The organism is Cytobacillus oceanisediminis (assembly GCF_007830235.1).
GTDB classification, from domain to species: Bacteria; Bacillota; Bacilli; order Bacillales; family Cytobacillaceae; genus Cytobacillus; species Cytobacillus oceanisediminis.
In genome coordinates, this window is sequence record NZ_VLKI01000014.1 from 71,037 (window position 1) to 96,795 (window position 25,759).

Below are 25,759 nucleotides of genomic sequence, written 5' to 3' on the forward strand. Positions count from 1 at the left end.
GCTGCAAATATTTGGGTGAGAGTTGCAAACAAAATGAAAAACTTGCTAATATATTGGCCAAAGTTGCAAATAAACTTCTCTTCAATATAAAAAGGAGCATGAAATAGATGAATTCATGCTCTTTTTTATATATAACCCCTTAAAAGCTGCACTTTCTAGTCTATTTTCTTTTAGTTATTCCAATCCTTTTTCAATTTCCTTCACCATTTCGGCAACAGAAACTAATCCGCCGCCAGAAAGGTACCAATAATCAGGATTTAAGTAGACAATATGATCATTTTTATACGCTTTTGTCTTTTTCACAAGTTCATTTTCAATGATTTGTTTGGCAGAGGACTCTCCTTCCACTGCTGCCCCTCTATCGATGACAAATAGATAGTCCGGATCTTTATCTACAATATACTCTGAAGAAACGCTTTGCCCGTGAGTGGAAACTTCAATTTTATCATCGGCAGGCTTAACGCCAAATACATCATGGACAATCCCAAAGCGGGAGGCAGATCCATATGCACTAAGGCTTCCTTCATTCGCTAAGATGATTAAACCATTACTTCCATCTGCAGTTGCTTTTTCTTTTAATGCTGCGATGGATTCTTCAATGCTGGCAAGCTCTTTCTCTGCTTCTTCTTCCTTGCCGAAAATCTCTCCTAATGTCTTGGTGTTTTCCTTAAAAGATTGCATGTATTTAGATGTATCTACACCCATAAAAATAGTTGGTGCAATTTCGCTCAATTCTTCATAAGCTTCCTGCTGCCTTCCCGAAATGATAATCAGTTCGGGTTCAATTTCGCTGATTTTTTCAAAATCAGGTTCTTTCAGGCTTCCAACATTCTCATACTTGCTGTCTTCAAACTTAGAAAGATATTGAGGAATATTCACCTGAGGAACGCCTGTTACTTTAACGCCAAGCTTATCTAATGTATCCAGCACACCAAAATCAAAGACTACTACTTTTTCCGGATTCACTTTCACCGGAGTTTCTCCCAATTGATGCTTAATTGTGATTTCGTTTGATTCTGTTTTGCTGCCCTCATCTGATCCATTTGCTTCCTGTGATGTTTCTGTACCGCAAGCTGCAGTCACAATAGCCAACACAGCCATTATTAAAAACAATGATAACTTCCTTACCATGTTTGTCCACCTCATAGAATAATATATTATTTCAAAAATTGCCCGCTCATCTCAGAACTATTCATAGAGGAGGGCCCTTCCTCTAATTGCCCTTTGAAAAGCGCCCAATTTTAAGAAACCATTAGTTGAATACCATACAGAACTTTTGGCAGTTAAACTCATGAATTTGGATATTCATATCATAGACTTCCTTTAACACGGGAGAAGAAATGATTTCATCAGTCGTGCCAGCCTTGACTACTTTGCCATTCTTTAAAGCGACAATATAATCGGAATAGGTGGAAGCAAAATTGATATCATGAATAACAATGATGACGGTTTTTCCCATTTCCTGGGTCAGCCTGCGAAGCACCTTCATAATCTGCACCGAATGCTTCATATCCAGATTATTAAGAGGCTCATCCAGAAGGATATAATCGGTATTTTGGGCAATGACCATGGCGATATAAGCCCGCTGCTTTTGGCCGCCGCTCAATTGGTCCAGATATTTGTTTTCAATATCCTTTAATTCCATATAGTCAATGGCTTCATCAACAAATTTCCAATCCTCTTTTGTTAAACGCCCCTGTGAATAAGGAAAGCGCCCAAATGAAACGAGCTCCCTGATCGTCAGCCTGATGCTGATATTATTGGATTGTTTGAGGATTGAAATTTGTTTGGCAAGATCCTTGCTTTTACATTGATCCAGCCTTTTGCCTTCGATTAATATTTCTCCCTCATCAGCAGAGATAAGGCGGCTAATCATCGAAAGAAGAGTACTTTTACCAGCTCCATTCGGCCCGATAAAAGACGTGATCTTTCCTTTTGGGATACTAACTGAAACATTTTCAACTACATATTTGCTTCCATATTGTTTTGAGACATTTATAACATCTACCATGTTTTATTCTCCTTTAATAGAAGATAGATAAAATACACGCCGCCCGCAAAGTTAATGATGACACTCAACGTCGTAGAGAAAGTAAACACTCTTTCCACAATCAGCTGGCCGCCGACAAGAGCGATAATGCTAATTAGAATTGAACCCAGAATTAAGTATTTGTGCTGAAACGTTTTCATGAATTCATGTGCGACATTTGCGACAAGGAGGCCAAGGAAAGTGATCGGCCCGACTAAAGCTGTCGCAATCGAAACCAGGATGGCAACAATAATCAAAAGCCTTTTTACGACATAATCGTAGTCAACGCCCAGATTTACCGCCTGCTCCCTTCCCAGGGAAAGCACGTCGAGGTATTTTGAAAAACGGTAAAAATAGGCTCCCGTTAAGGCGATAAGGACCATCGCACTGATTAGAAGGTCTGTGTTGACATTGTTGAAGCTGGCGAACATTCGATCCTGCACAATCATAAACTCATTCGGGTCAATCAGAACTTCCATGAATGAAGAAATACTTTGAAAAAAGGTTCCAAAGATAATCCCTACTAATAAAAGAAAATAGATATTCTGGCCGCCCTCTTTTTTAAAAAGGATACGGTACAGCAGTCCTGCGAATAATACCATCAATCCTACCGAGATTAGAAAGTTAATATTTTTATTCATAACCGTCTCATTCATTGAGCCCAATACGAAGATGAGGAAGGTCTGAATTAGCATGTATAGGGAATCCAGGCCAATAATGCTTGGCGTTAAGATTCGGTTATTCGTAATCGTTTGGAAAATCATCGTTGAAAAGGCAATGATTCCGCCCGTTAATATGATGGCGAGCACCTTTTTCCCTCTTTTAGGAAGTGCATAGTCCCAATTGCTTCCTAAATCTATAAATAAGAAACCTAAAATCAAAATAATAGATACACCTGCAAGGATGCCGATTTTTGCTTGTTTACTCATATGCCTTTCTCCTCATGATCAGATAAAGAAAAATTCCGCTTCCAATCACACCTACTGTTACACCAATCGGAATTTCATACGGATAAATAATTACACGTCCGGAGATGTCACAGATAAGCACGAATATTGCGCCCATCAGAGCTGTATGGGAAAGGCTTTTCTTTAGGTGGTCCCCTTGATAGATGGTCACGATATTCGGGATAATTAAGCCGAGGAACGGGATCATCCCCACCGTTAAAACGACCACCGTAGTGACAAGTGCGACGATAATCAAGCCTATATTCACAACCTGCCTATGGTTAAGCCCCAGGTTCACAGAAAATTCTTCTCCCATTCCCGCAATGGTGAACTTATTGGCATAGAGGTAAGCAACGAGCACAATTGGAATGCTAATATACAGGAGCTCATATCTTCCCTGAATCATCATAGAAAAATTCCCTTGCAGCCATGAAGACATATTCTGAACCAAATCCTCCTTCAAGGCGAAGAAGGTTGTGATGCTGCCTATGATATTTCCAAACATCAGCCCGACAAGCGGGATGAAGATGGCATCCTTAAACTTGATTCTATCCAGTATTTTCATAAAAATGAAAGTTCCCAGAAGCGCAAAGGCAAAGGCAACCAGCATTTTTACGAATGGACTAGCTGAAGTAAACAGCATAAGAGAAACCAGAATACCAAGCCGGGCCGAATCCAGCGTACCCGCCGTGGTCGGCGATACAAATTTGTTTCTGGACAGCTGCTGCATAATCAATCCGGCAATACTCATACTCATCCCCGCAATAATGATACTTATAAGCCGCGGGAATCGGCTGGCTGTTAAAATATGCAGCTGGTCTTCATCCATATTAAATAAATCGAGCGGATTTAAATTCTTAACCCCAATAAATAGAGAGGTAAAAGATAAAAGAATAAGGATAATGATTAAATACCTTTTTTTCATGGCAGTTCCTAACACTTTCCTAGATTGAAGTTTATAAAATATGAAAATAATAATCATTCTCACTATTAATCAAAAAAATAATTGATAATGGTAATCATTATCAAATGAACTTTTATATTGTAGAGGAAATTTTTAACAATGCCAACAGATCAAGTGAGAAGGATTATCATTGCTAAATAAAAAAATAATAGCATTGCTTGTTTAGACAAGTTTCCTGGAGGAAATCTCATTTGAGATTTTCCCTTACCTGATCCAGAACTCGGAGACATATTTCAAGCTCCTTACTATCGATTGAATCTGATGCATCTTCAATCGTCTTTAAAGCAAGTGCTGTGAGACTATTTTCCATTTCCCTGCCCTTGTCTGTCAGATAAATAAGATTAATTCTCTTATCAGCCTTATTACTAATCCGGGCAACCAAACCTCTTTTAATCATATTATCAACCAGCCGCGATACACTTGGCTGATCTCGCTCATTTTTAGTAGCAAGCTGATTCTGGGTTTGGCCGTCTTTTTCATAAAGCCGGCTTAAGATTTGCCATTGCTCATACGTCACATCAAAACCGGCATCCCTGAAATTTTTGTTCAGCCGATTGGACATTAAACGTGAGGCGTGGAAAAGCTTATAGCCAAGAGAATCATCCAGAAGATACTTTTCCTTTGCCATAATGTTCTCCTCTTCTCTTCAGGAGCTTATACTATTAAGTGTAAATGAATATACTTGTTGATGCAAGTATATTTCAAATTGTTCATAAATATGACTGATCGCAAAGTGACTTCTCCCCTAAACTACTAAAGAACCGTCCCCATCAGAACGATTCTTTAGTCTTTAATCATATATCTGTATATCCGGTTGCCAATAAAGGATAGAACATCTCTTCCGGCTGCCTGGTTCTTAAGCTGGTCAACAAGTACGGCAGTGTAAACTGTTCTTCCATTGCCGGTAAATATCCCACAGTCATGTTCAACTCCCGGCAATTCTCCTGTTTTATTGGCTACCTGTACTTTCTCCAGATCCACAGTGTTTGCCAGTTTGTTTTTATACTGCTGGCCGTTTAAGATCCGCCTCGCCAAATCCTTATTTTCCACTGATAAAATTGAACGTTCTGCCAAACCCTCTAAGCAAAACGCCATATCTCTGGCAGTAGTAGTATTATCAACGCCCTTTTTTAGAGCCTCAAAATCCATCATCTTCCGATTGAGTTCTGTGTTTTTCAATCCGATATTTTTCATATAGCCATTGATGTTCTCTTTCCCTATCAAATCAATGACGAGATTGGTAGCTGTATTGTCTGACACTATGATCATAAGCGTCATTAAGTCTATTACTTTCATCTTCAGACCTTTGGACATGGACTGCAATACCCCAGATCCGCCAACCCGGACAGCATTATTAATCTGAACTTCCTCTTCCAGCTGAAGCAGGCCAGTCTCAGCTTGAGAAAGCCCCGCCAGTAAAATGGGTACCTTTATTAAGCTAGCAGAAGAAAATGCCTTTCTGCAATTCTCTTCAATAATACCTTCCTCTGATTGGATATACACCCCAACACGGCCTTCACAGCAGTTGGCCAGTTCCAGAATTTCTGCCTTTAATTTTAAAAAATCCATCTTATTTAGTCACCGCTACTTGCGGCCGGTTATTGTCTCCTGTGACTTTTTCATTGTATAGATGGCATGCCACATAATGTTCCTTTTCAATCTCCTGCCATTCAGGCTTCATAGTCTCGCATGTTTCCATAGCATATGGGCAGCGGGTTCTGAATACGCAGCCGCTTGGAGGATTCATCGGACTTGGAAGCTCTCCTTCCAAAATAATTCTTTCCCGATGGTCCTCGACATCTGGGTCAGGAATGGGAATCGCAGACAGCAATGCCTGGGTATATGGATGAAGAGGGTTTTTATATAACCGATCACTCGTCGTTAATTCAACCAAGTGACCCAAATACATAACACCAATACGGTCACTGATATGTTTAACCATTGATAAATCATGGGCGATAAACAGATAGGTCAGGCCTTTCTTTTTCTGCAGCCCTTTCAGCAGGTTCACAACCTGGGCTTGGACGGATACATCAAGCGCGGAAATGGGTTCATCGGCGATAATGAATTCCGGATCGAGCGCCAATGCGCGGGCAATCCCAATCCTCTGTCTCTGCCCGCCGCTGAATTCATGAGGGTAGCGATTGGCATGGTCCCTATTCAGTCCAACATCCTCCAATAGCTGGTACACCCGCTCAAGACGTTCCTTTTTATTCGGATATAAGCCGTGGACCTCCATAGGCTCTGAGATGATTTCTTGGACTGTAGACCTTGGATTTAAGGACGCATACGGATCCTGAAAAATCATTTGCATCTTCCGGTGAAAAGCGAACCTTTCTTTTTCAGTCATTGTATGGACGTTTCTTCCGCCATATGTAACCTCGCCCTCGGTACGATCATATAAACCGATAATCGTACGCCCTGCGGTTGACTTACCGCATCCTGACTCACCTACGATTCCAAATGTTTCGCCTTTCCGGATATGAAAGGAAACATCATCCACCGCTTTTAAGGTTTGTCCCTTGCCCATTGAAAAATGCTTTTTTAGATTATTGACCTTTAATAGTGCTTCGTTTGGCATCTTTATTCCTCCGTCTCTTGCCAGTAGCGTCTAGCTGCACATAATTCCTTTTCGTATATGGTACCTTTCAGATCGATAATTTCGATCGTTTTGCCGGTATTAGGAGAATGAAGCAATTTTCCTTCACCATAATAGATACCTACGTGATGAAGCTTGCCTTTTCCTTCTTCATATGCAAAAAACAATAAATCACCCGGTTTAAGGGCATCAAGTTCTACCGGCTTCCCTGCTTCAGCCTGGTCATGCGCATCGCGAGGAATGATATACCCATTGGCTTTGCACATGGAATAACTGAATCCGGAACAGTCATAGCCAAAGCTGCTCATGCCGCCCCATAAATACGGCAGATTTAAAAATTGTTCTCCTGCTGCAACGATGTCTTTTCCGTTCCCTTTCGGAACGCAGTCCATAGATTCATATACACTCACATCTTCAGCCTTTAAAAGGCCTTCTCCATATGGGGTCTGCACTGTTATCCATTCAGAATCCACTTTCAAAACCGGAAGAACGGTTTGGTAGCTTAAAATAAGTTCCGGTTTCTGACCTTCTGAATAAAGCTCTGCTTTTTTCTTTTGCACAACAGCAACCTTGCTGTCATCCAGGCCCCAATTATTTTTTTGTACAAGCTGGGCTTTTGGGATCCACCCCGGATATCCTCTCTCGTCCTTTGAAGAAGATTGGTCTGGTACAATCACGTGGGCCCAATCCTCTTTCACTTCCAGTACGATTACTTCTTGCCCGTATAAAACCTGTGATTGCACAAGATTTCCGTCGCAAAGCTCCAACCGGGGCTCATATGTTAGTTTCTCAAGCCATGAATCAAGGTCGACTGGATTGTTGACTGCCTCCCGGTCTATATCCCTTGAGGAATCAAATGCCGTCCACAATGTTGCTACCGGAACAGAAACCAGCCATCTTTGCTGTATTGCCAAAACGAACTCCTCCTTTATAAAAGGTGCATGTGCCAATAATAAATAATTTCCCTCTGAAAAGGGGCAGTGGTCTGATTACACTACCAGCTTTCTTAATCAAGAAGTCAATTCCTGTTTGCCCTCAATGAAAGAAACGTTCCGGATTCCAAGGCCAGGATCGGATGGCAGCGTAATTTTGCGGCCCGTATACCGAATGCCTCCATCCACTACTTCCTTGGCCATCATCAATGGGGCGTCAAAATCAAAGCGGGTTATATTCTTTTTGCTGGCTGCAAAATGTGCAGCAGCTGTGATCCCGATTCGGGTTTCGATCATGCTGCCGACCATGCATTCCATCCCGCAGACTTCTGCAAGCTGATTAATAATCTGCGCCTGGTAGATGCCGCCTGATTTCATCAGCTTAATATTGATTAAGTCCGCACTTCTCGTTTTGATTACTTCAAAAGCCTGCTTGGGCGTAAATACACTTTCATCAGCCATTATCGGTGTATCAACTGCATCTGTTACCTGCTTAAGCCCTTCGATATCCCATGCTTTAACAGGCTGCTCGACAAGCTCAATATTTAAATCGAGAGACTCCATTTTGCGGATCGCATAAACCGCTTCTTTTGCCTTCCAGCCCTGGTTGGCGTCAAGCCTAATTTTAATTTTGGAGCCAACCCGATTGCGGATTTCCCTGATTCGCTCGATGTCTGTCAAAATATCATCCTTGCCGACCTTTACCTTTAGGACATCAAACCCCTGCTGTACATAGGAAACGGCATCTTCTCCCATTTCCTCCGGTCCATTGACACTCACCGTATAATCAGTTTCCACTTCATTTTTATGGCCACCCAGGAACTGGTAAAGCGGCAATTTGCATTGCTGGGACAGGCAATCATACAGCGCCATATCAACTGCAGCCTTGGCACTTGAATTTCCTATTAAGGCTGACTGGATCCCTTGGAAAATATCTTCATAGTTTAGAAGGCTTTTATTTATTAATAATGGCTTTAATACGTGGTGGATCGCCGATTCAATACTTGAAAGGCTGTCACCTGTAATCACAACAGTCGGAGGTGCTTCTCCCCAGCCGATGATTCCGTTATCACACGTTACTTTTACGACTATTGTTTCTGCTGTCTCGACAGTTCTTAATGCTGTTTTAAATGGTTTTTTCAGTGGTACCGTAACTCTGTTTGTTTCAATTTTGTATATTTTCATCTATACCACCCTTTTACTCAATGCCGCTTTCAATCGTCAGCTTTTTATTGGTTGCATCCAATTCTGCCCTTACGCCAAGGGGAACGGAAATATGGGGAGAACAATGGCCGATATTAAAGCCTTTTAAAGCCGGCTTATTTACCTTTTTAATATAAGTATCCAGCACTTCATCCAGTTCCAGGGAAAGGTCTCTTTGCGGAACACAATTATTAAAATCGCCGATGATAAGGCCTGCCGCATCCTCAAGCTTCCCTGCCATATGAAGCTGGTTTAGCATACGGTCCACTGCACGGGGCTCTTCGTTAATATCTTCAATTAACAAGAGCTTATTTTTTGTATCTATTTCATATGGCGTTCCAATCGTGCTGGCAAGCAAGGATAGATTTCCTCCGGTTAGAATCCCTGACGCATTTCCATCCACCAACGTTTCCAGATTGGAAACTCCTTCTGGATAGTCAAGAACGAAAGGCTCGAATAATTGGCTAAAATATTTCTTTGATAGGGGATCCGCATCTTCTTTTCCAATATCTGAAGCAAGCATTGGCCCATGAAAGGTTACCAGCCCAGTCTGCTGGCGAATTGCGGTATGCAAAAAGGTTATATCACTGTAACCCCAGAATATTTTCGGGTTGTTTTTTATCAAGTAATAATCGATTTGTGAAGCAATCCTGCTTGTGCCATAGCCCCCGCCGGCACATATGATTGCTTTTATTTCCTTATCAAGGAACATCTTATGTAAATCTGCCAGACGGTCTTCATCTTTTCCGGCCAAGTAGCCATATTGATCGTAAACATGGTCCCCCATCTTTACCTTTAAACCCAGCTCTTCCAAAAAGGATAAGGAACGTTTCAGGTTATCCTTGTTAGGCGGACTTGCCGGTGCAATAACCCCAATGGTATCTCCCTTATTAAGGCGGAGTGGTTTGATTGCCATGCTGTCACATCCTTTTTAGTTGGTATTTAGCATTATATGCTCCATCGGCAAAAACTTTGTTTGGGAAATGAATTCATTTTCGAGGATATATGCTAAATTTCGGGAAAATCTATTATTTTTCGGGAAATAAATTCGAAAAGCGGAGGCGACTGCTTAGGGACGAAAAGCATAAGACGATTCCTGCAAGAAGGCGTTTTTTCCTTCTGGAAGGAAGCGGCTTATGGCCTCGAGTCCCTAGGAGCCGCAGCTGGACACTCATCAAAGTTCAGAAAAAATGATTTGTCCTTTCTCCTTAAAAAAAGGGATGTTCGTGCGAACACCCCTTTTTTCCCTGTTCCTTTAAATCAAACTGAAGAAGAATTACTTCTTATCTGCCCACTTAAGTTCCATGTATCCTACCGGATGGCGGACGATACCTGAAACAGCATCATTCGTAAGATATACTTGGTTGTAGAAATGGATAGGGATAATCGGCATCTCTTCAAATAGGATTTTTTCAGCTTCGTACATTAGTTCAAAGCGTTTCGCTTCATCTGCTTCATTTTTTGCATCCTTAATTAACTGATCGTATTTAGCATTGCTCCAGCCAGTACGGTTCATTGAATGACCTGTCTGGAAGTTTTCAAGGAAGTTGATTGGATCAGCATAGTCAGCAAGGAAAGAGCTTCGGGATAATTGGAATTTAAGCGCTTTTTGTTCTTCTGAGAAAACATTCCATTCCATGTTGGCAAGCTTTACGTCAACGCCAAGGTTTTCTTTGAACATTTGCTGAAGCGCTTCAGCAATCTTTTTGTGAGAGTCGCTTGTGCTGTAGGTTAAAGTTACTTCAGGAAGTGTGTCATAGCCTTCTTCTTCCATACCTTTTTGCAGAAGCGCTTTTGCTTCCTCTACATTTGTTTTAACAAGATCGCCTGCTGTTTCACGGAAGTCGTTTCCTGAAGGATCTGTAAAGCCATATGAAACAAAACCATAAGCCGGTTTTTCGCCATTCTTTGTTACGTAATCAACAATTTGCTTCTGGTCTACAGCCATCGCAAAGGCTTTACGGATGTTTACGTTTTGGAATGGTTCCATTTCTACATTAAAACGGTAGAAATAATCGCCAGCCTGATCTTCAACATTTGCTTCACCTAAAAGCTGCTCGCTTAGCTCTGCTGGCACATCGGAAACATCAAGCTCGCCTGTTTGGTACATTTGGTACTCTGTATTGGTGTCATCAATGATTGCCCAATGAACTTTATCCAGTTTTACATTTTCAGCATCCCAGTACTGGTCGTTTTTTTCCATTACAAAATGGCTTTCATGCTCCCATTCGGATAAGTTGAAAGGACCGTTTCCGACAAAAGATTCTGCTTCAGCAAACCACTTTGGATTTTCTGTTGCTACCTTTTCGTTAATCGGGAAGAATGCAGGGTTTGTGATTACACTTAAAAAGTAGCCCTGAGGACTTGTTAAAGTCACTTCAAATGTCTTGTCATCAACCGCTTTTACTTTTACATCGTCGGCTGAACCTTCTCCATTGTTATAAGCTTCTCCGCCTTCAATGAAATAGCCAAGGAATGCTGCTGAAGATCCTGTGTCCGGATTTAAAAGGCGCTTCCACGCAAATTCAAAATCGCCTGCTGTTACATCATCACCATTTGACCACTTTGCATCTTCACGGATATGGAATGTATAGGTCTTTCCATCTTCTGAAACATCCCACTTTTCAGCGATTGCCGCTTCTGGTTCATGGTCTTTTCCTAAACGGGTTAATCCTTCCATTAAGTTGTTTAACGCGCTCCAGGAAACAGAGTCAAAGCCGATTGGAGGGTCAAACGATGTAGGCTCCTGTCCATTGTTCAAATAAAGAACCTTCTCAGCACTTTCTTCCTCTTTCTTGCCGTCATCCTTGTTATCAGTCTCATTTCCGGCATTTTCGTTTGCCGTACAAGCTGCCATTACAAATAGCAATACAGCCGCTAACAGCAGAGATAAAAACTTTTTCATTCCTTTTCCCCCTCTATTAATATTAATTTCTTTCTATATTCAACTGTTCAATGACAGCTGAAAGAATAATACTTTCACTGCACCTAGTTGGGACAGTGAAAGGAATAACCTACTTTATACCAGCAAGCATTTTCTGTGCCCTCTCATCCTGGAGCCAGCAATCGACATGGTGTTCCCTGCTCAAATGGGTTTTATATGGATAGACCCGGTCACATACTTCCATCGCAAAGTCGCAGCGTGCCGCAAATGGGCATCCCGCAGGAGGAGAAAATAAGTCCGGCGGCGATCCGCCGATTGGCACAAGGTCAGCTCCATCCAGGTCAAGCCGCGGAACTGAATTTAACAGGCCTTTTGTATATGGGTGCTGGGGATTGTAGAAGATTTCCCTTCTTTCCCCGGCTTCAACTATTTTTCCGGCATACATGACGGCGATGCGGTCAGCTACTTGAGCGACAACCCCCAGGTCATGGGTAATGATCATAATTGAAACACCCGTTTTCCTTTGGATATCTTTAAATAAATCCAATATCTGCGCTTGGATGGTTACATCCAATGCAGTCGTCGGTTCATCCGCAATCAGCACTTCAGGCTCACAGACGAGAGCCATGGCAATGACAATACGCTGCCTCATGCCTCCGCTGAATTGGTGCGGATAATGCTTCAATCGTTCAACCGGATTAGGGATTCCTACCAAATCAAGCATTTCCAGTGTCTTTTTACGGGCATCCTGCCTTGAAATCATTTCATGCTGCATAATACCCTCTATAATTTGCTCCCCAATTGTAATCGTGGGATTTAAAGCTGTCATGGGATCCTGAAAGATCATGGATATATCAGCGCCGCGAACGTTCCTCATTTCCGATTCTTTCAATTTAGTCAGATCCTGTCCCTTAAATAAGACAGCGCCACCGGCTATTCTGCCGGGAGGAGAGGGAATAAGGCGCATAATGCTTTGTGATGTGACACTCTTTCCGCAGCCCGATTCGCCGACAATGGCCAGGGTCTCTCCCTTGAGGAGGTCAAAAGATACTCCCCTCACTGCCTTGACCTCGCCTCCGTATGTTGTAAATGTGACATGCAAGTCTTTTACTTCCAGTACTTTCTCCATGCTGCTACCTCCTTAACTTCGGATCAAGGGCATCCTGCAATCCGTCTCCAAGCACGTTAAATGAAAACATCGTCAAGGAGATGAAAAAGGCCGGGAAGAACAGGCGCCACCAATGTCCCGATAGAATAGTCGATAACCCATCATTCGCCATTGAACCCCAGCTTGCAAATGGCGGCTGAATGCCCAATCCGAGGAAGCTTAGAAACGCCTCTGCAAAGATGGCTGACGGTACTGTTAGGGTCATTTGTACAATAATGGGCCCCATTGTGTTTGGCAGCAGGTTTTTCTTAATGATCCGGGAAGTCTTAGTTCCGAATGTTTTTGATGCAAGTACAAATTCATAATTTTTAATTTGCAAAACCTGTCCGCGTACAATCCGGGCCATGCCTACCCACCCCGTCACAGAGAGGGCAAATATGATTGTAAATAAACCGGGTCCCATTACAACGCTGATTAATATAACAACAAGCAAGTACGGAAGCCCATACAGAATTTCAACGATTCTCATCATGGAATTATCTGTTCTTCCGCCTTTATAGCCGGCAATTCCGCCATATATGACACCAATTGCAAAGTCAATCATGGCCGCTACAATTCCGACGAATAAAGAAATTCTTGCCCCATACCAGGTTCTTGCGAATACATCACGGCCCAGCTCATCGGTGCCAAACCAATATTTTGAAGATGGAGGAAGATTCTGATTGGCCAGGGACTGCTCGGAAACACTGTGCGGTGATATGACTGGACCGAATATGGCCATAAAAGCTAAAGCAATGAGAAAGAATAATCCTGCCATTGCGAGCTTATTTTTCAATAGCCGGCGCCAGGCATCCTGCCAGTAGGAGAGACTTGGCCTTACAACTGCTTCCGCTTCATCCTGGTCCTTGGCCTTGGGCACAAACCAATCATCCGGAATATCAGGTGCAAGATTATGGTTATCATGCTGTTTGCGCAGTTCCATTAGCTTCCCTCCTTTTTATGCAGCTTAATTCTCGGGTCTAAAACTCCGTATGCGATATCGACGAGGAAGAGCATCATAATTAAGATGGTGCTGTAAAAAACGGTCGTTCCCATTATGACCGGATAATCTCGCGTATTGATGCTTTCAACGAAATACTTTCCCATTCCAGGAATAGCAAAGATTTTTTCAATAACAAATGTACCCGTTAAAATGCTTGCCGCCAGTGATCCCAATACGGTTACAACCGGGAGCAGGGCATTTCTTAATGCGTGTTTAAAAACAATTTTTACAGGGGATAGGCCCTTTGCCTTAGCTGTCTTTATGTAGTCCTGCGTCAGTACCTCCAACATGCTTGAGCGTGTTAATCGGGCAATAATGGCCATTGGCCCGGTTGCGAGCGCCAAGGTTGGCAAGATCATATGTTTCGGGCTTGACCAGGTGGCCACCGGAAGAATAGTCAGGTTAACCGCAAGCTGCTGAATTAACAATGTGGCCAGCACAAAGTTTGGTACTGATATCCCCAGGACAGCAATGGTCATCGCCAAATAATCAATAATGCCATTGTGGCGGAGAGCCGCAATGATTCCCAGGGCAATTCCGGAGAAAACGGCCACGATAAGAGTGACTATCCCCAGTTCAAATGAAACCGGGAATCCCCGTCCCAGCATTTCATTAACCGTCTGGGAAGACTTTTTAATAGATGGACCAAAATCAAATGTAACAACAGACTTTAAATACATCCCATATTGAACATAGAGCGGTTCATCCAAATGGTAGAACTTCTCCAGGTTTCGCTGGACCGCTTCACTCGTATTCCTTTCTTCATTAAAAGGCGAGCCAGGAATAGAGTGCATTAAGAAAAATGTCAGTGTGATAATGAACCACAGTGTTACGATCATGGCGAAAAGGCGTTTAATTATGTATCCAGTCATTCATTAACACTTCCTAACAGAATGTAGTTCTCATGGCCAGCTCAGTCATCACCAGCATTGCCTGGTATGCTTCAAGAATGTCTTTTGCCTGATAGCGGACGGTGGTTGTATTCTCTTCAATCTCTGCGCCTGGCATCAACGCTGCCCATTCTGCCTGGCCGTAATTGGCAAATTCAATTCTTAATACAGGGTTATCTGGCGGAACAAGGGGCTTGACGAGGTCTTTCTTTTTCAGCGCCTCTGCTGCTTTTTCTTTTAAAAGCTGCCCTGCTTTTGCCGGAGTCAGCGACTTTACCGCAGAACGGGAAATCGTTTCTTTTACAACAGCTGTCGTGACATTTGGGATCAGCTTCTCCGCTTCCAATGCCGCCTGGTCATCTCCTGCAACCATTAACACTGGTACACCATGATAGCCAGCCACATAGGCGTTGAAGCCCATTTCACCTATTGCTGTACCATTGATATACATATGCCGTACGCCAAATATCATGGAGTGTGACATAACCCCTTTCATGGAAGCCCTTGCATGGTATCCGACAAACATTGCACCGGCAAAGCTGGAATCCAGCCCCTGAACCATTGAATATGGTTTAACATCACCGGTAATCAGCTGTGTTTCAGGATGCATCCTTTCAATTAGCAGATTATTCATTTTCGAGTGGCTATCATTCACAATAACCTCACTGCATCCTTCTTCAAAGGCAGTTGTGACAACATGATTTGCTTCATCGGTCATGATCACTCTGCCCCGCTCATAATTATGCTTTGATGAATCTACATGGGTGTGGTCAGCCAGCCCTGTAATCCCTTCCATATCAACAGATAGATAAAGCTTCATTCAGAATCCCCCAAATATTATATTATTATAGTATTTTTCTATATTATAGATTATTTTATATTTTCTGTAAACTCTTCCAATAGTTTTCCAAATTGAGATATTTGCAGTTCCCATTTTAAATGAAAAAAATCCAGCTATCGGAGAATTATAGTTCTTCTCTGATAGCTGGATTTCATCTGCGGAAAACAGAAAAAGCAGCTCTATTTATTCATAATTTGTGCGTATTTTATATGGGCATTTTTAAAAGCAACCATTAAGGCCTTTTGAGAGGAACCGAAGTAGCGGCTTTCAATTTCTTCCATCACCTTATCTACTTCTAATATGGATTTGCCTACAAATATCGATTTAATAAATAATGAGGTTAAATTAATGGTAGATGAACACTCTGCATCTACAATTTCATCTGTTTCCCTATCGATTACAAGTGCTACAAAGAAACCATTATATTTTTGCATGATAGGATTGTTCAATGATGTCTTGCTGTCTCCGATAATATATACGGTTTTTTGCTGGTACATGAACTTGCCTCCTGCAGAACCGGATATTATATGAGGTATTTATGCGGTTAACATAAACATTCATTATAATGCATGGCCTACACTAAAATTGTAATACAACAGCAACTGTATTACAATCGTTTTTCAATACTTTTCTAAATATTTTATCAATTAACTCTATTAAACTTGCCTGTTAGTTTCCGCTTAAGAAGCTCAGCGATCCGCGGGCCCGGGAGCCTCCTCATGCAATAAGCCCGGGGTCTCCCTTTGACTCGCTCCTCACGCTGGAGTCTCGCACCTTCAGATCCAATCAACAGGGTTCCAAAATCATCATAAGGCTTCAACATAGCCTTTCAATTAAAAACCTTTAATTAACCTTTTGTCCTGCAATTTCCACTGCTTGCTCCAGCAGCATTTCTCCGCTCATGAGCTTCTCCCCGCCACCTTGTGCAAATTGAGGATTTCCGCCGCCTTTGCCATTAATCTTGTTTAAGAGAGCGGCAGCTAATTCCTTCATATTGATTTCAGAAAGCTGTCCCCTCGCACATACAAATTGCAGTTTATCCTCCGTCTCATTTACTAAAATAACGGCTGCATTGTCTGATTGTCCTGCAATAAGGTGTGCGAGCTTTTGCAATTCCTGAATGGAACGTTCCTGGTAGATTCCATTAATCAGTTTTTTGGATTCCCCTGCAGCTGCACTACTGGCCATCTCCTTTGCTTCATAGGCTAAAAGGGCTTCTTTTGCTGCTTCCAATGCTTTTTCCAGGTCCTTTCCAGTTTCGATTAATCTTTTCCCAGCCAAAGGCAGCTCCTGTTCGGGAGCATTAAGCAGCTTGCTTAGCTCCTTCGTAATCCTGTGTTTTTGCTGAAGCTGTTTGAGAACCCTTCTGCCGCAGACAAATTGCACACGTATTTTCTTTTTTTGCCGCTCCCACTCCAATATTTTAATGCTGCCCACTTGTCCAGTAGAAGATGGATGCGTTCCGCCGCAGCCGTTATAGTCGTATTCAGGAATGATGACCAGCCGAATATCTTCGTTAACAGATAGCTGCTTGCGAAGAGGAAAATGCGCAGCTTCTTCAGCTGTTACCCACTTTGTTTCAATAGGCCGATTCTCAAGGATGATGGTATTGGCCAATCTCTCAGCTTCCTCCGTATGCCGTTCCGGCAGGTCGGCAGTATCCAAATCAATCGTTAAAATTTCTTTGCCCAAATGAAAGCTGACCGTTTTATAGCCATAAAGCTCTTCAAAGGCAGCAGATAAAATATGCTGGCCGGCATGCTGCTGCATATGGTCAAACCGCCTGTTCCAATCTACGTCACCAGATACTTTAGAATCAGAAATATCCAATTCTCTTTCTAAATAGTGGCGGATCTCGCCATCAACCTCTTCTACATCGAGCACATTTACTCCATTAAGTGTACCCAGATCATGGGGCTGGCCGCCGCCAGTCGGATAAAAAGCTGTTTCCTTAAGTACAGCAAAAACCCTTTCCTGTCCATCCGTTCCCTGATGCAGCAATTCCGTTTTAAATGATCGTATGTATGGATCCTTGTAATAGATTTTATTCAATTTAATCAACCTTCCTAGTCTATTCTATTATAAAACTAACCATTTAGCTTTTGGAGGTCAAGCAAACTCGTTAGTCAAGGGTAAATTATTAGTAATTTTACCCACCTGGTTTATAGCAGTTCTTAAAAAGGTATGTACACCAATAGATAAGCAGCAAAAAACAAGGAGGATGATAACAATGGCAACAAGCAAACATATTGTAGGCGCATATGATACAGAACAGGAAGCTATTCAAGCTGTAGAAAAATTAAGAGCTGAAGGATATCGTCCTGAGGATATTTCGGTAGTCAGTAAAAATCAAGAAGATGTAGATGCAGTTACAGAAGAAACAGGCACTAAAACAGAAGAAGGCTTAGCCGCTGGAGCCGCCACGGGCGGAGTTCTCGGAGGGTTAACTGGGCTTCTTGCAGGAGTTGGTGCATTGGCGATTCCTGGTATCGGACCAATCGTTGCTGCGGGACCAATCGCCGCCACTTTAACTGGTGCAGCAGTTGGCGCAGGGGCAGGTGGAATAGCCGGGGCTTTAATTGGGATGGGCATTCCAGAAGAAGAAGCTCACCGTTATGAAGCGGATGTTAAATCCGGGAAAATCCTTGTGTTAGTGGATCCTGAAACGAAATCTGCTGATTTTAATAACGGATATACCGACACTAACCGTACAACGCTTGAAGGAGATCGGACAACCTATACAAATGTTGATCCTTTAAATCCTGGCGAGCTTGATCGCGGAACGAATGCTTTCAAGGATGATACTCGAAACAGCAGCAGTGTTTGGACAGATGACAATCTTGATTCAAACCGTCCGTTAAGCGAAAACCTTGGGGATACAACAGCGGATGACTTTACTGACCGCACTGTATCCGGCTATAACGATGAAGTGGATGTTCGCCGCAGAGACGCATACGACTTTGATAATGTAAGGGAAAATCAGAAAAACCCTTATAAAGGATAAGTACTTTACGAGTAGAATATATAATATAAATGGGAGCTGCTTTCGATTAGAAAGCAGCTCCTTTTTCCCGTCATCATAGAGGCCCAAGTTGCAATACCCCTATTAAATTCCAGATTTTGCAGGCTTGTCCTTACTATTTTCAAAGTTATACTTAAATGTAATGGAATGGTAATTTAATTTTAAAAATTATAAAGATGTTAAAAAGAGATACGGAGGGATATTATGAGAAGGGTGTTGCCTGCACAGATTGTTTCTCATAGTCAATTTGGGTATAAGAAAATTCCCGCAAGTGTTCAATGCGAGTGTCCAAAATGCAGTAAAACGAGCCTTTTTACAATAAAGGCTAATTATAATCATACAAGCAAGTCAAGCATTCTTTCCCACGGGGTATGTTCGACCTGCAAGAAAGAATCAGTCTTTATTATGATTCTTAACCAAACCGATCAATTCAGCGAAGAAACTGCTCTTTATATTTATGACCCCAACTCTGCCAAAGAACTCCTGACTCACCTTGAGAAAATTAAAGATATACCGGCTGATTTAACAAGAGCTTACCGATCAGCTTTAAACGTCAGCCAATCCAAAGATACAGTTGCTACTGCAGTCATGTCAAAACGGGTCCTTGAAAGTATCCTTAAAAACTTTCTAGGTGAAGAAATAAAAGGGCAAAATCTTTCAAAGCAATTTGAACAATTGCCAAAGCATGTTGATTTAGCAAGACCATTGCAATCCCTTAGCCAACTGGTCCAGCCGGGAAGCGCCTTTTACCAGATGCTTGATCTTGAGAAGGATATAGATCAAGAAATGGCCGCTTTATTGATGGAGCTACTAGAGAGTTTAATAGAATATTTATTTGTTCTCCCAAATAGAATCGAATTTTTGCAGGCAAAGTTGGATCAAAAGCTCCGTTAGCAAACTTATAAAACCTCTATAAAGCATACAAAACCCCCTTATTGGCCACCCAAAGGTGCTAATAAAGGGGTTTTAAAGTATACTTTCGCGGATTCATCCTGCCCATTGTTTTCTAACCTGGTCTTCTGCCTGTTTCACAATTTCCTCATCGCGGGCTTCTTTATTTGTGATGATATTGGTCTGATATTTCATTCCACCAAAATCAATCGTTACAGTAATTTCTTTCATATCTCATGATCCTTTCTGGTTGTTATATTATATAACTACCAACAAAGGCAGGTTTTAAAACCTCTTTCCCTAAAGCATGCTGAGTACCGATTTTGTATATCTTTCGAGCAGTGCATTCTTTTCTTCCGTTTTTAAGTTGTGATAGGGCCGATCATTTGGCAGAATGATATAACTTAAAAAGATCCCTCCAAGCTGTCTTGCACAAAGTTCTGTATCCACTGGGATTTCTTTTCTCTGAAAATGATGATCCAAAGCCTTTTTTATGCTATTAAAAATGATTTCCGGCAATTGCAGCTCTTCCGTCAAATTCCCCATCAAGCTTTCGGAAATAAGCATCCTGACCATTGGGGCATTTTCAGATAAAACATCAAGCCTGTTATTAATTACTTCCTTCAAAAAAACCTCTGTATTTTCCTCTTCAGCCAACTTCATAAGCTTCGCATCAAATTGAGTCTCGAGCACTTTCTTCATAACTGTTATAAAAAGGTTTTGCTTTGTTGAAAATTTGCGGAATAGCGTTATTTCCGCAACATCTGCTTCCTTTGCGATTTCCTGTGTAGTTGCCTGAAATCCTTTTTTAATAAAAGCAGCAGCTGCCGCGGCTAGAATCTGCTCCGTTTTGTCTCTCACTGCTATCACCCTGTCACTTTAAGATCATTCTTCCCTCTTGATTTTATTTTCACAAAACGATCCAAAATAATCAATATTGCAGGCATAACGACCAAGGTACTTATTAGGGCCAATGTGATATTAATAAGTGTCATTAATCCAAAATTGCTTAGAATTACAAAGTCTGATACCAGCAAGGCGCTGAACCCTCCAATCGTCGTCAGTGCAGAAGCAAAAATGGCTTTTCCTATTTTTTGATTGGCAACCTCCACAGCCTTATTGGCAATTAGCCCTTTCTTGCGCTCTTCATAATACCTTTCCATTATTAATACTGTAAACTCTGTTCCTATCCCGATAATAAGGGCTCCCAAAGTTGCAGTTAACGGAGTATATTTGATATCCAGAAAAGCCATAGCGAGACCCGACCATCCAACAATGAGGATAATAGGCAGCAATGGAATAAACGCTTTAACAGGGTGCCGGTAAATTAGCAATAGGCCCAAAAATACGAGTCCCATGCCAAGCAAGGTCATTTTGTATCTGCCTGTTGTTAAAGCCGTTACCATTTCAGCATCCAACACAGCCTTCCCCGTAATAGCCGTTTCAAGCCCCGGCTCTTTCCTATCCTCCAAAAATATCCTTAATTCACTAATAAACTCTTGCAATTGCTGCGCTTCCAAGTGTTTTATGCCGACATTGATGACTCCTTTGGAACGATCCTCATTTATTAAAAGTTTCAGTTGCCCATCCGGCATGTCATCAATTTGTTCTGATAACTCATCTCCTTTCGGCAGATCTCCTTCATTCATTTTCTTTAGAACACTTGTGATTGAATTTGTCTCGATAACCTCATCCGGAAATTCACTATCCAGCTCGTTTGTCACAGAATGAGTCCAGGCAAGACTTTCTTCAGACAGCACATCTGTCCCTTCATAAACAATGGATACCTGGTCAGTTGTCCCAACAATATCCCGCAGTCTATGAATATCCTCCAACTCCCGTGTATCCTGCGGCATAAATGTTTCAACATCCGTTTCCACCCCTGCATCCAAATCAGTCCATATCCCATATCCTGCTATCAAGAATGCAGAGATAAGGATCAACCATCGCCATTTAATAAACTTCCTTGTAAGAAAGGTAAGCAAAGCTTCAGTCTTAGAATTACCCTCTCTTGTTGTTTGGGATCTTACTTCTTTTGTGCCAAAAAAGGAATCTCTCGCAAATAGGATTGGAAGCAAGAGAAAGACTCCCACAAAAAAGCTGACAACCATACCAACTGTCAGCATTTTTCCAAAATCCTGAATCATCGGCACAGGGGAAGTATACAGGGAAATAAATCCGAGCGCTGTTGCGATCAGAGCAGTCATGACAGCTGGTGTCATTTTAACAGTAGTTTGGTATAAACTCTTTTTAGCACGGCTTTGTACTTGTTTATTCATTTTGAGCCTCCTCTGCACTCATTTCTTCCGAATAGCGGCTCTGGAACTGAATCGCATAATCAATTCCCAAGCCAATTAGAATCGGAAAAACAGCCATTGAAACCATTGTAATCGGAATGCTAATCCATCCCATTAATCCGACTGTGCCTATGACGGCAGCCAGAATAATGCCAAGTGGAAGAATACGCCAGCCTACTTTAAAAACAAGGGATAAAATGATAATCATGAATACTACTGATAGCATCATCATTTTCTGCATGCTTTCCTTCATGGATGCACGAATGGCATCGTCCAATACCGGCTTTCCGGAAACGAAAACATCCGCAGATTCAACTTTGTTTTCATCTAGAAAACTATTTATCTTTTCAACAATTTCACTTTTAGAAGAATCGGGTGCGCCTCCTTCAAATTTGATGATCATCATCATATGCCGCTCATCGACAACAACCTCTTCAAACAGACTTCGAAGCTGGCCTTCATCATCGTAGACCATATTCTCCAATGTTTCTTGCTTCTCAGGCAAACCTGGCTGTAAAACATCTGCATTGGCTGACATCAAATCCAATTTTCTGCTGATGGATGAAAGGTTCCCCCCCACTTTTTCCAAGCTGCCGCTAATTTCCTTTATTCCATCCTGATAAGTTTGAAATTTCTTATCTACCATTTGTTCAACAAGAGTGACAGGACTGAGAATGCTGTAAATATCGTTTTCTGCAAGCAGTTCATTCTCCAGCCGTTTCATATGATTTAAATTTTGAACAGCTAGCAGATTATCTCTTCGGGCTTCATACATCACTATGACCGATTCACCGCCAAATTCTTTTTCCAGCTGTTCGTTCTCCTGATATACCCTAGATTCTCTGCTGACTAAAGTATCATTGCCAGTTGCCATTTCTATATTTTGCGCTCCAACTCCAGTTACAATAATGGCAGCAATTGAAAGCAGGATAGCCTTCATCGGATATTTCTCCAATATTCCCGCAAGCTTAATAAGGATCTTCAATCTATTTTCCTCCCTAGTTATTCATATTGTATGTTAGTGATTACTTACATTTAATTATACAAACGCGTTTTAACTTTGGTGTGATTCAAATCACACTTTGAAAATAAAAAAGATGAAGTTACAGGAAATTCCCTACTTCAGCTAATAAATAATTAAATTAGAACTTTTTCTGCTAATCTGCATATGTGAATGGAATAAAAAGCAAAGAATAATAGGTCCAGCTAAAATTTAATGTGTATTATCCCAGGATAAACATAAGGATTAGAAAAACTAGCATGAGGAGATAAACAATTACTCTTTGCAATGACTGGGGGACTAATATTTTTCTGAGGAAATCTCCGTATTGCAGCACGCTCGTCATTTTCAGCGGCAGAATGGGGTTTTTGCACATTTTCACAAGGACGATTATTTTTTGATAACTGAAGTGGACGACAACTAATAAGAATAAAAAAGTCAGAATTAATTTCATTATCTGCCCCTCCTTTATTTTAACTACGAGTTTAAAAGATAAGGTTTCATTTTTAAAAAAATGTGAAATTTAGGGATTGAAGAAAGTAGCTAATTTGAATATAATCTAATTAGATATATATCTAATATAGATCACTAGATAAAAGAATGGAATTATTTTTTGTTACCAGATTAGATATTCATCAAATTAGCAAGATAGAGAGGCTGCCGAAATGACAAACTGGATTATATGGAAAAAAGAAAAAAATTATCAAATGCTTTTTTGGGCCGGTGTCATTAATGGTGTAGGAAACCGGTTTACACAGGTAGCGCTTCTTGCACTGCTTTACCAGGTTACAGGTTCAGGAGTAGCTATAGGGCTGCTGTTTGCCATCCGTATGGCTCCTTTCCTCTTCTTGGCCCCAATAGGGGGTATGCTGGCTGACCATTTTTCTAAAAAAGCGATCCTAATAACGATCGACCTTCTGAGAGTGCCTGCTGTTCTTGCATTGCTTTTTGTCCAGGAACCGGAGCACCTATGGATCGTCTATTCGGGTTCATTCATCATAGCCATGGGAGAAGCAATCTACTCTCCGACAAGAATGTCTTCCATTCCCGCTCTCGTAAAACCAGATAGGCTTTTATACGTAAATGCGATTGAACAAATCATGACAGGGTCTGTCCTCATTATTGGATCAAGTACCGGAGGCATTCTATCTTTTGTATTCGGAACCCAGGCAGCTTTTATGATAAATGGGGTAACATTTTTATTATCAGCCCTACTTATTTCAAAGCTATGTATTCCGGTCTCCGATAAAAAAGAAACGAAGCCAAAAACAGTATCTTCACCTATTTTTTCACCTTTAAGGCTGGTATTCGGTTCATCTGCACTCATAGCTTTCTTCATCATTATGCTGACGATGCCGCTTGCCAATGGAATAGACAATATCCTTGTGAGCATTTACGGCCTTGAAGTATTCGATATGGGAGAATTGGGTGTAGGCTTTATGTATGGGGCTTTGGGGCTGGGCCTTATTCTTAGCTCGTTCTTTTCACATATGATCAAACGCGGCCTCATTACACTGGTGATTATCTTCATTGCCCTGGAAGGAACAGGACATATTTTGCTAAGTCTTGCTCCAAGCTTTTATTTTGCTCTTTTAACCGTAGTGTTCATTACCTTCGCTGGAGGCCTCGGCAATATCTGTCTGGACACAGTCATGATGAAGTTTATACCCAAGTCAAAGCAGGGAACATTTTTTGGGCTCATGCAGATGCTCTCAAATCTTTCCCTGGCTATCTCAATGGGTTCCGCCGGGTTTCTATTGGAAATCTTCGCACCTCGGACTCTTAGCTTAATCGTAGGCCTTGCTTATATCCTGTTTACCTCCATGTACGCCCTTCTGTTTGCTAGGGTGGATCTTGTAAAGGAAAAAAGGGAGTTTATAAAAACAGCTCTATAAACTGAAGAATGGTAAATTAATATACTCAAGCCCTATTAATAATTGAAAATTCACTAGTTTAATAACATCATTGTAAAATCTTATAACATTTTCATGAAGATAGCATAATTTTTTAAAACAAGGCTGTATAAAAGCTCAATGTTGATTGGAGCACCCTGTTGATTGGAGCGGAAATTGCGAGATTCTCGAAAATGCATTTGCATTTCCTTCGTGCGATGTAAATTCGGGGAAGCTTATTCAAAGTCCTGCGGGAGGGCGGATCAAATGGAGACCCCGAAGCTAGTGCTTGAGGAGGCTCCCGGACCGCCCTCTGTTCGCTGAGTGCCTGGAGCGGAAAATCAAAAGGCAAGTTTAACAAAATTAAAACAAGGAGTCAGTAAATGAATATAGAAATAAATTAAAACTGGATGAAAGGAGCAAATGCTCTCATTGACAGTTAGGATATATACAAGGAGCTGACAAAATGAAGGTTGCTTTAGTACACGCTATGATCGAATCGGTCCAGCCTATTGAAGAAGCTTTTAACGAGGTTGCCCCCGATGCAGAAATTATACATTTACTGGATTCCGGTTTATTAAACAGCTTAGAAGAACATGGTGAACTAACCCCGGCTATTATAAGAAGATTCACCCGTTTGCTCGATTCAGCAATTGATTCCGATGTGGATATGATCCAATTAACTTGTTCTGCATTTAATAATTTGTCTAGTGTCCTGCAGCCTTTATACGATGCTAAGATATTTCGGTCGGATGAAGCAATGCTGGATAAAGCCCTAGCTTATAATCGAATTGGCTTAATTTCTACCGTACAAGCCACCCCCCTCGCACTGCAAGGCTATTTATATGAAAAAAGCCCAAACATTCATGTTGAGTCTTTAGTTAATAAAAAAGCACTTCATTTATTGAAAAGAGGCAATACGGAGGAGCATGATCGATTAATTTCAGAAATGATGCTGGAAATAGAAAAAAGTGTGGATGTAATTGTTTTATCCCAATACAGTATGTCTCATGTTGCCAGCCAAATCGATACCTCTGTTCCCATTTTAACGGGACCGATACTTACTGCTAAAAGATGTTTGGATTACTTCAAAGATAGGCATTAATTTTCCAAATAATCATTTTTTACTATGGTGATTTCATATTTCAAGTTTATTACTTACGTGGATGCCACTTTGTAAGTGATCGGATCAACAGTACTAAAAATAAAAAGGCCCTG

At 41.4% G+C, this 25,759-nt stretch carries 26 protein-coding genes; 4 read left to right on the forward strand and 22 right to left on the reverse strand.

Annotation, left to right across the window (positions count from 1 at the left end; translation table 11 throughout):
• Window positions 1–174: 174 nt before the first annotated feature.
• The 17 genes from IQ19_RS19330 to IQ19_RS19415 form a co-directional block, all read right to left on the reverse strand.
• Complete coding sequence (locus IQ19_RS19330; protein WP_144544190.1) at window positions 175–1,131, reverse strand: siderophore ABC transporter substrate-binding protein; 957 nt, start codon at window positions 1,129–1,131, stop codon at window positions 175–177.
• A gap of 121 nt (window positions 1,132–1,252) precedes the next feature.
• Window positions 1,253–2,011, reverse strand: coding sequence for an iron ABC transporter ATP-binding protein (locus IQ19_RS19335; RefSeq protein WP_144544192.1), 759 nt, complete (start codon window positions 2,009–2,011; stop codon window positions 1,253–1,255).
• Entirely contained in the window at window positions 2,005–2,958 is a 954-nt protein-coding gene (locus tag IQ19_RS19340) for an iron chelate uptake ABC transporter family permease subunit (RefSeq protein WP_144544194.1), read from the reverse strand. Before IQ19_RS19340 ends, IQ19_RS19335 begins: the two co-directional genes overlap by 7 nt.
• Complete coding sequence (locus tag IQ19_RS19345) at window positions 2,951–3,901, reverse strand: ABC transporter permease (protein ID WP_144544196.1); 951 nt, start codon at window positions 3,899–3,901, stop codon at window positions 2,951–2,953. The genes IQ19_RS19340 and IQ19_RS19345 overlap by 8 nt, the downstream gene beginning before the upstream one ends.
• Before the next feature lie 226 nt (window positions 3,902–4,127).
• Window positions 4,128–4,568 carry a MarR family winged helix-turn-helix transcriptional regulator gene (locus tag IQ19_RS19350; protein ID WP_144544198.1) on the reverse strand — a complete coding sequence of 147 codons (441 nt, stop codon included), beginning with the start codon at window positions 4,566–4,568 and terminating at the stop codon, window positions 4,128–4,130.
• A 155-nt stretch (window positions 4,569–4,723) separates the two neighbouring features.
• Window positions 4,724–5,509 carry a serine hydrolase gene (locus IQ19_RS19355; RefSeq protein WP_144544200.1) on the reverse strand — a complete coding sequence of 262 codons (786 nt, stop codon included), beginning with the start codon at window positions 5,507–5,509 and terminating at the stop codon, window positions 4,724–4,726.
• Between the two features lies 1 nt (window position 5,510).
• Window positions 5,511–6,521 (reverse strand): ABC transporter ATP-binding protein, encoded by a 1,011-nt coding sequence (locus IQ19_RS19360; RefSeq protein WP_144544203.1) that lies wholly within the window; start codon window positions 6,519–6,521, stop codon window positions 5,511–5,513.
• 2 nt (window positions 6,522–6,523) lie between these two features.
• Window positions 6,524–7,453: a C40 family peptidase gene (locus tag IQ19_RS19365; protein WP_144544205.1), complete on the reverse strand. Its 930-nt coding sequence runs from the start codon at window positions 7,451–7,453 to the stop codon at window positions 6,524–6,526.
• A gap of 96 nt (window positions 7,454–7,549) precedes the next feature.
• A complete protein-coding gene (locus IQ19_RS19370; protein WP_144544207.1) occupies window positions 7,550–8,656 on the reverse strand; it encodes a dipeptide epimerase in 1,107 nt (368 codons plus the stop codon).
• Between the two features lie 13 nt (window positions 8,657–8,669).
• Window positions 8,670–9,590 carry a S66 peptidase family protein gene (locus IQ19_RS19375; protein ID WP_144544209.1) on the reverse strand — a complete coding sequence of 307 codons (921 nt, stop codon included), beginning with the start codon at window positions 9,588–9,590 and terminating at the stop codon, window positions 8,670–8,672.
• Window positions 9,591–9,950: 360 nt separating this feature from the next.
• Window positions 9,951–11,579, reverse strand: coding sequence for a peptide ABC transporter substrate-binding protein (locus tag IQ19_RS19380; RefSeq protein WP_144544223.1), 1,629 nt, complete (start codon window positions 11,577–11,579; stop codon window positions 9,951–9,953).
• A gap of 109 nt (window positions 11,580–11,688) precedes the next feature.
• Complete coding sequence (locus IQ19_RS19385; RefSeq protein WP_144544225.1) at window positions 11,689–12,687, reverse strand: ABC transporter ATP-binding protein; 999 nt, start codon at window positions 12,685–12,687, stop codon at window positions 11,689–11,691.
• A 4-nt stretch (window positions 12,688–12,691) separates the two neighbouring features.
• Entirely contained in the window at window positions 12,692–13,648 is a 957-nt protein-coding gene (locus IQ19_RS19390; RefSeq protein WP_144544227.1) for an ABC transporter permease, read from the reverse strand.
• Window positions 13,648–14,580: an ABC transporter permease gene (locus tag IQ19_RS19395; protein ID WP_144544229.1), complete on the reverse strand. Its 933-nt coding sequence runs from the start codon at window positions 14,578–14,580 to the stop codon at window positions 13,648–13,650. The genes IQ19_RS19390 and IQ19_RS19395 overlap by 1 nt, the downstream gene beginning before the upstream one ends.
• Window positions 14,581–14,593: 13 nt before the next feature.
• Window positions 14,594–15,418 (reverse strand): M55 family metallopeptidase, encoded by an 825-nt coding sequence (locus tag IQ19_RS19400; protein WP_144544231.1) that lies wholly within the window; start codon window positions 15,416–15,418, stop codon window positions 14,594–14,596.
• 200 nt (window positions 15,419–15,618) lie between these two features.
• On the reverse strand, window positions 15,619–15,936 hold the full coding sequence (locus IQ19_RS19405; protein WP_144544233.1) for a DUF3870 domain-containing protein: 318 nt from the start codon (window positions 15,934–15,936) through the stop codon (window positions 15,619–15,621).
• 346 nt (window positions 15,937–16,282) lie between these two features.
• Window positions 16,283–17,491 (reverse strand): alanyl-tRNA editing protein, encoded by a 1,209-nt coding sequence (locus IQ19_RS19415; RefSeq protein ID WP_144544237.1) that lies wholly within the window; start codon window positions 17,489–17,491, stop codon window positions 16,283–16,285.
• A gap of 178 nt (window positions 17,492–17,669) precedes the next feature.
• On the opposite strand from IQ19_RS19415, the gene IQ19_RS29315 reads away from it, so the two are divergent.
• Both IQ19_RS29315 and IQ19_RS19425 read left to right on the forward strand, forming a co-directional pair.
• On the forward strand, window positions 17,670–18,443 hold the full coding sequence (locus tag IQ19_RS29315; protein WP_144544239.1) for a general stress protein: 774 nt from the start codon (window positions 17,670–17,672) through the stop codon (window positions 18,441–18,443).
• A gap of 222 nt (window positions 18,444–18,665) precedes the next feature.
• Window positions 18,666–19,355, forward strand: coding sequence for a hypothetical protein (locus IQ19_RS19425; protein ID WP_144544241.1), 690 nt, complete (start codon window positions 18,666–18,668; stop codon window positions 19,353–19,355).
• A 93-nt stretch (window positions 19,356–19,448) separates the two neighbouring features.
• On the opposite strand, the gene IQ19_RS19430 is transcribed toward IQ19_RS19425, so the two are convergent.
• The 5 genes from IQ19_RS19430 to IQ19_RS19450 form a co-directional block, all read right to left on the reverse strand.
• Complete coding sequence (locus IQ19_RS19430) at window positions 19,449–19,583, reverse strand: BA3454 family stress response protein (RefSeq protein WP_144544243.1); 135 nt, start codon at window positions 19,581–19,583, stop codon at window positions 19,449–19,451.
• A 69-nt stretch (window positions 19,584–19,652) separates the two neighbouring features.
• On the reverse strand, window positions 19,653–20,213 hold the full coding sequence (locus tag IQ19_RS19435) for a TetR/AcrR family transcriptional regulator (RefSeq protein ID WP_242021066.1): 561 nt from the start codon (window positions 20,211–20,213) through the stop codon (window positions 19,653–19,655).
• A gap of 5 nt (window positions 20,214–20,218) precedes the next feature.
• A complete protein-coding gene (locus tag IQ19_RS19440) occupies window positions 20,219–21,631 on the reverse strand; it encodes an efflux RND transporter permease subunit (protein ID WP_144544247.1) in 1,413 nt (470 codons plus the stop codon).
• Entirely contained in the window at window positions 21,624–22,634 is a 1,011-nt protein-coding gene (locus IQ19_RS19445; RefSeq protein ID WP_144544249.1) for an MMPL family transporter, read from the reverse strand. Before IQ19_RS19445 ends, IQ19_RS19440 begins: the two co-directional genes overlap by 8 nt.
• 238 nt (window positions 22,635–22,872) lie before the next feature.
• On the reverse strand, window positions 22,873–23,103 hold the full coding sequence (locus IQ19_RS19450; RefSeq protein WP_144544251.1) for a hypothetical protein: 231 nt from the start codon (window positions 23,101–23,103) through the stop codon (window positions 22,873–22,875).
• A 211-nt stretch (window positions 23,104–23,314) separates the two neighbouring features.
• Here IQ19_RS19450 and IQ19_RS19455 point away from each other — a divergent pair, with 211 nt between their 5' ends.
• Window positions 23,315–24,544 carry an MFS transporter gene (locus tag IQ19_RS19455; RefSeq protein ID WP_144544253.1) on the forward strand — a complete coding sequence of 410 codons (1,230 nt, stop codon included), beginning with the start codon at window positions 23,315–23,317 and terminating at the stop codon, window positions 24,542–24,544.
• A 463-nt stretch (window positions 24,545–25,007) separates the two neighbouring features.
• Window positions 25,008–25,646 (forward strand): aspartate/glutamate racemase family protein, encoded by a 639-nt coding sequence (locus tag IQ19_RS19460; protein WP_144544256.1) that lies wholly within the window; start codon window positions 25,008–25,010, stop codon window positions 25,644–25,646.
• Window positions 25,647–25,759 lie beyond the last annotated feature (113 nt).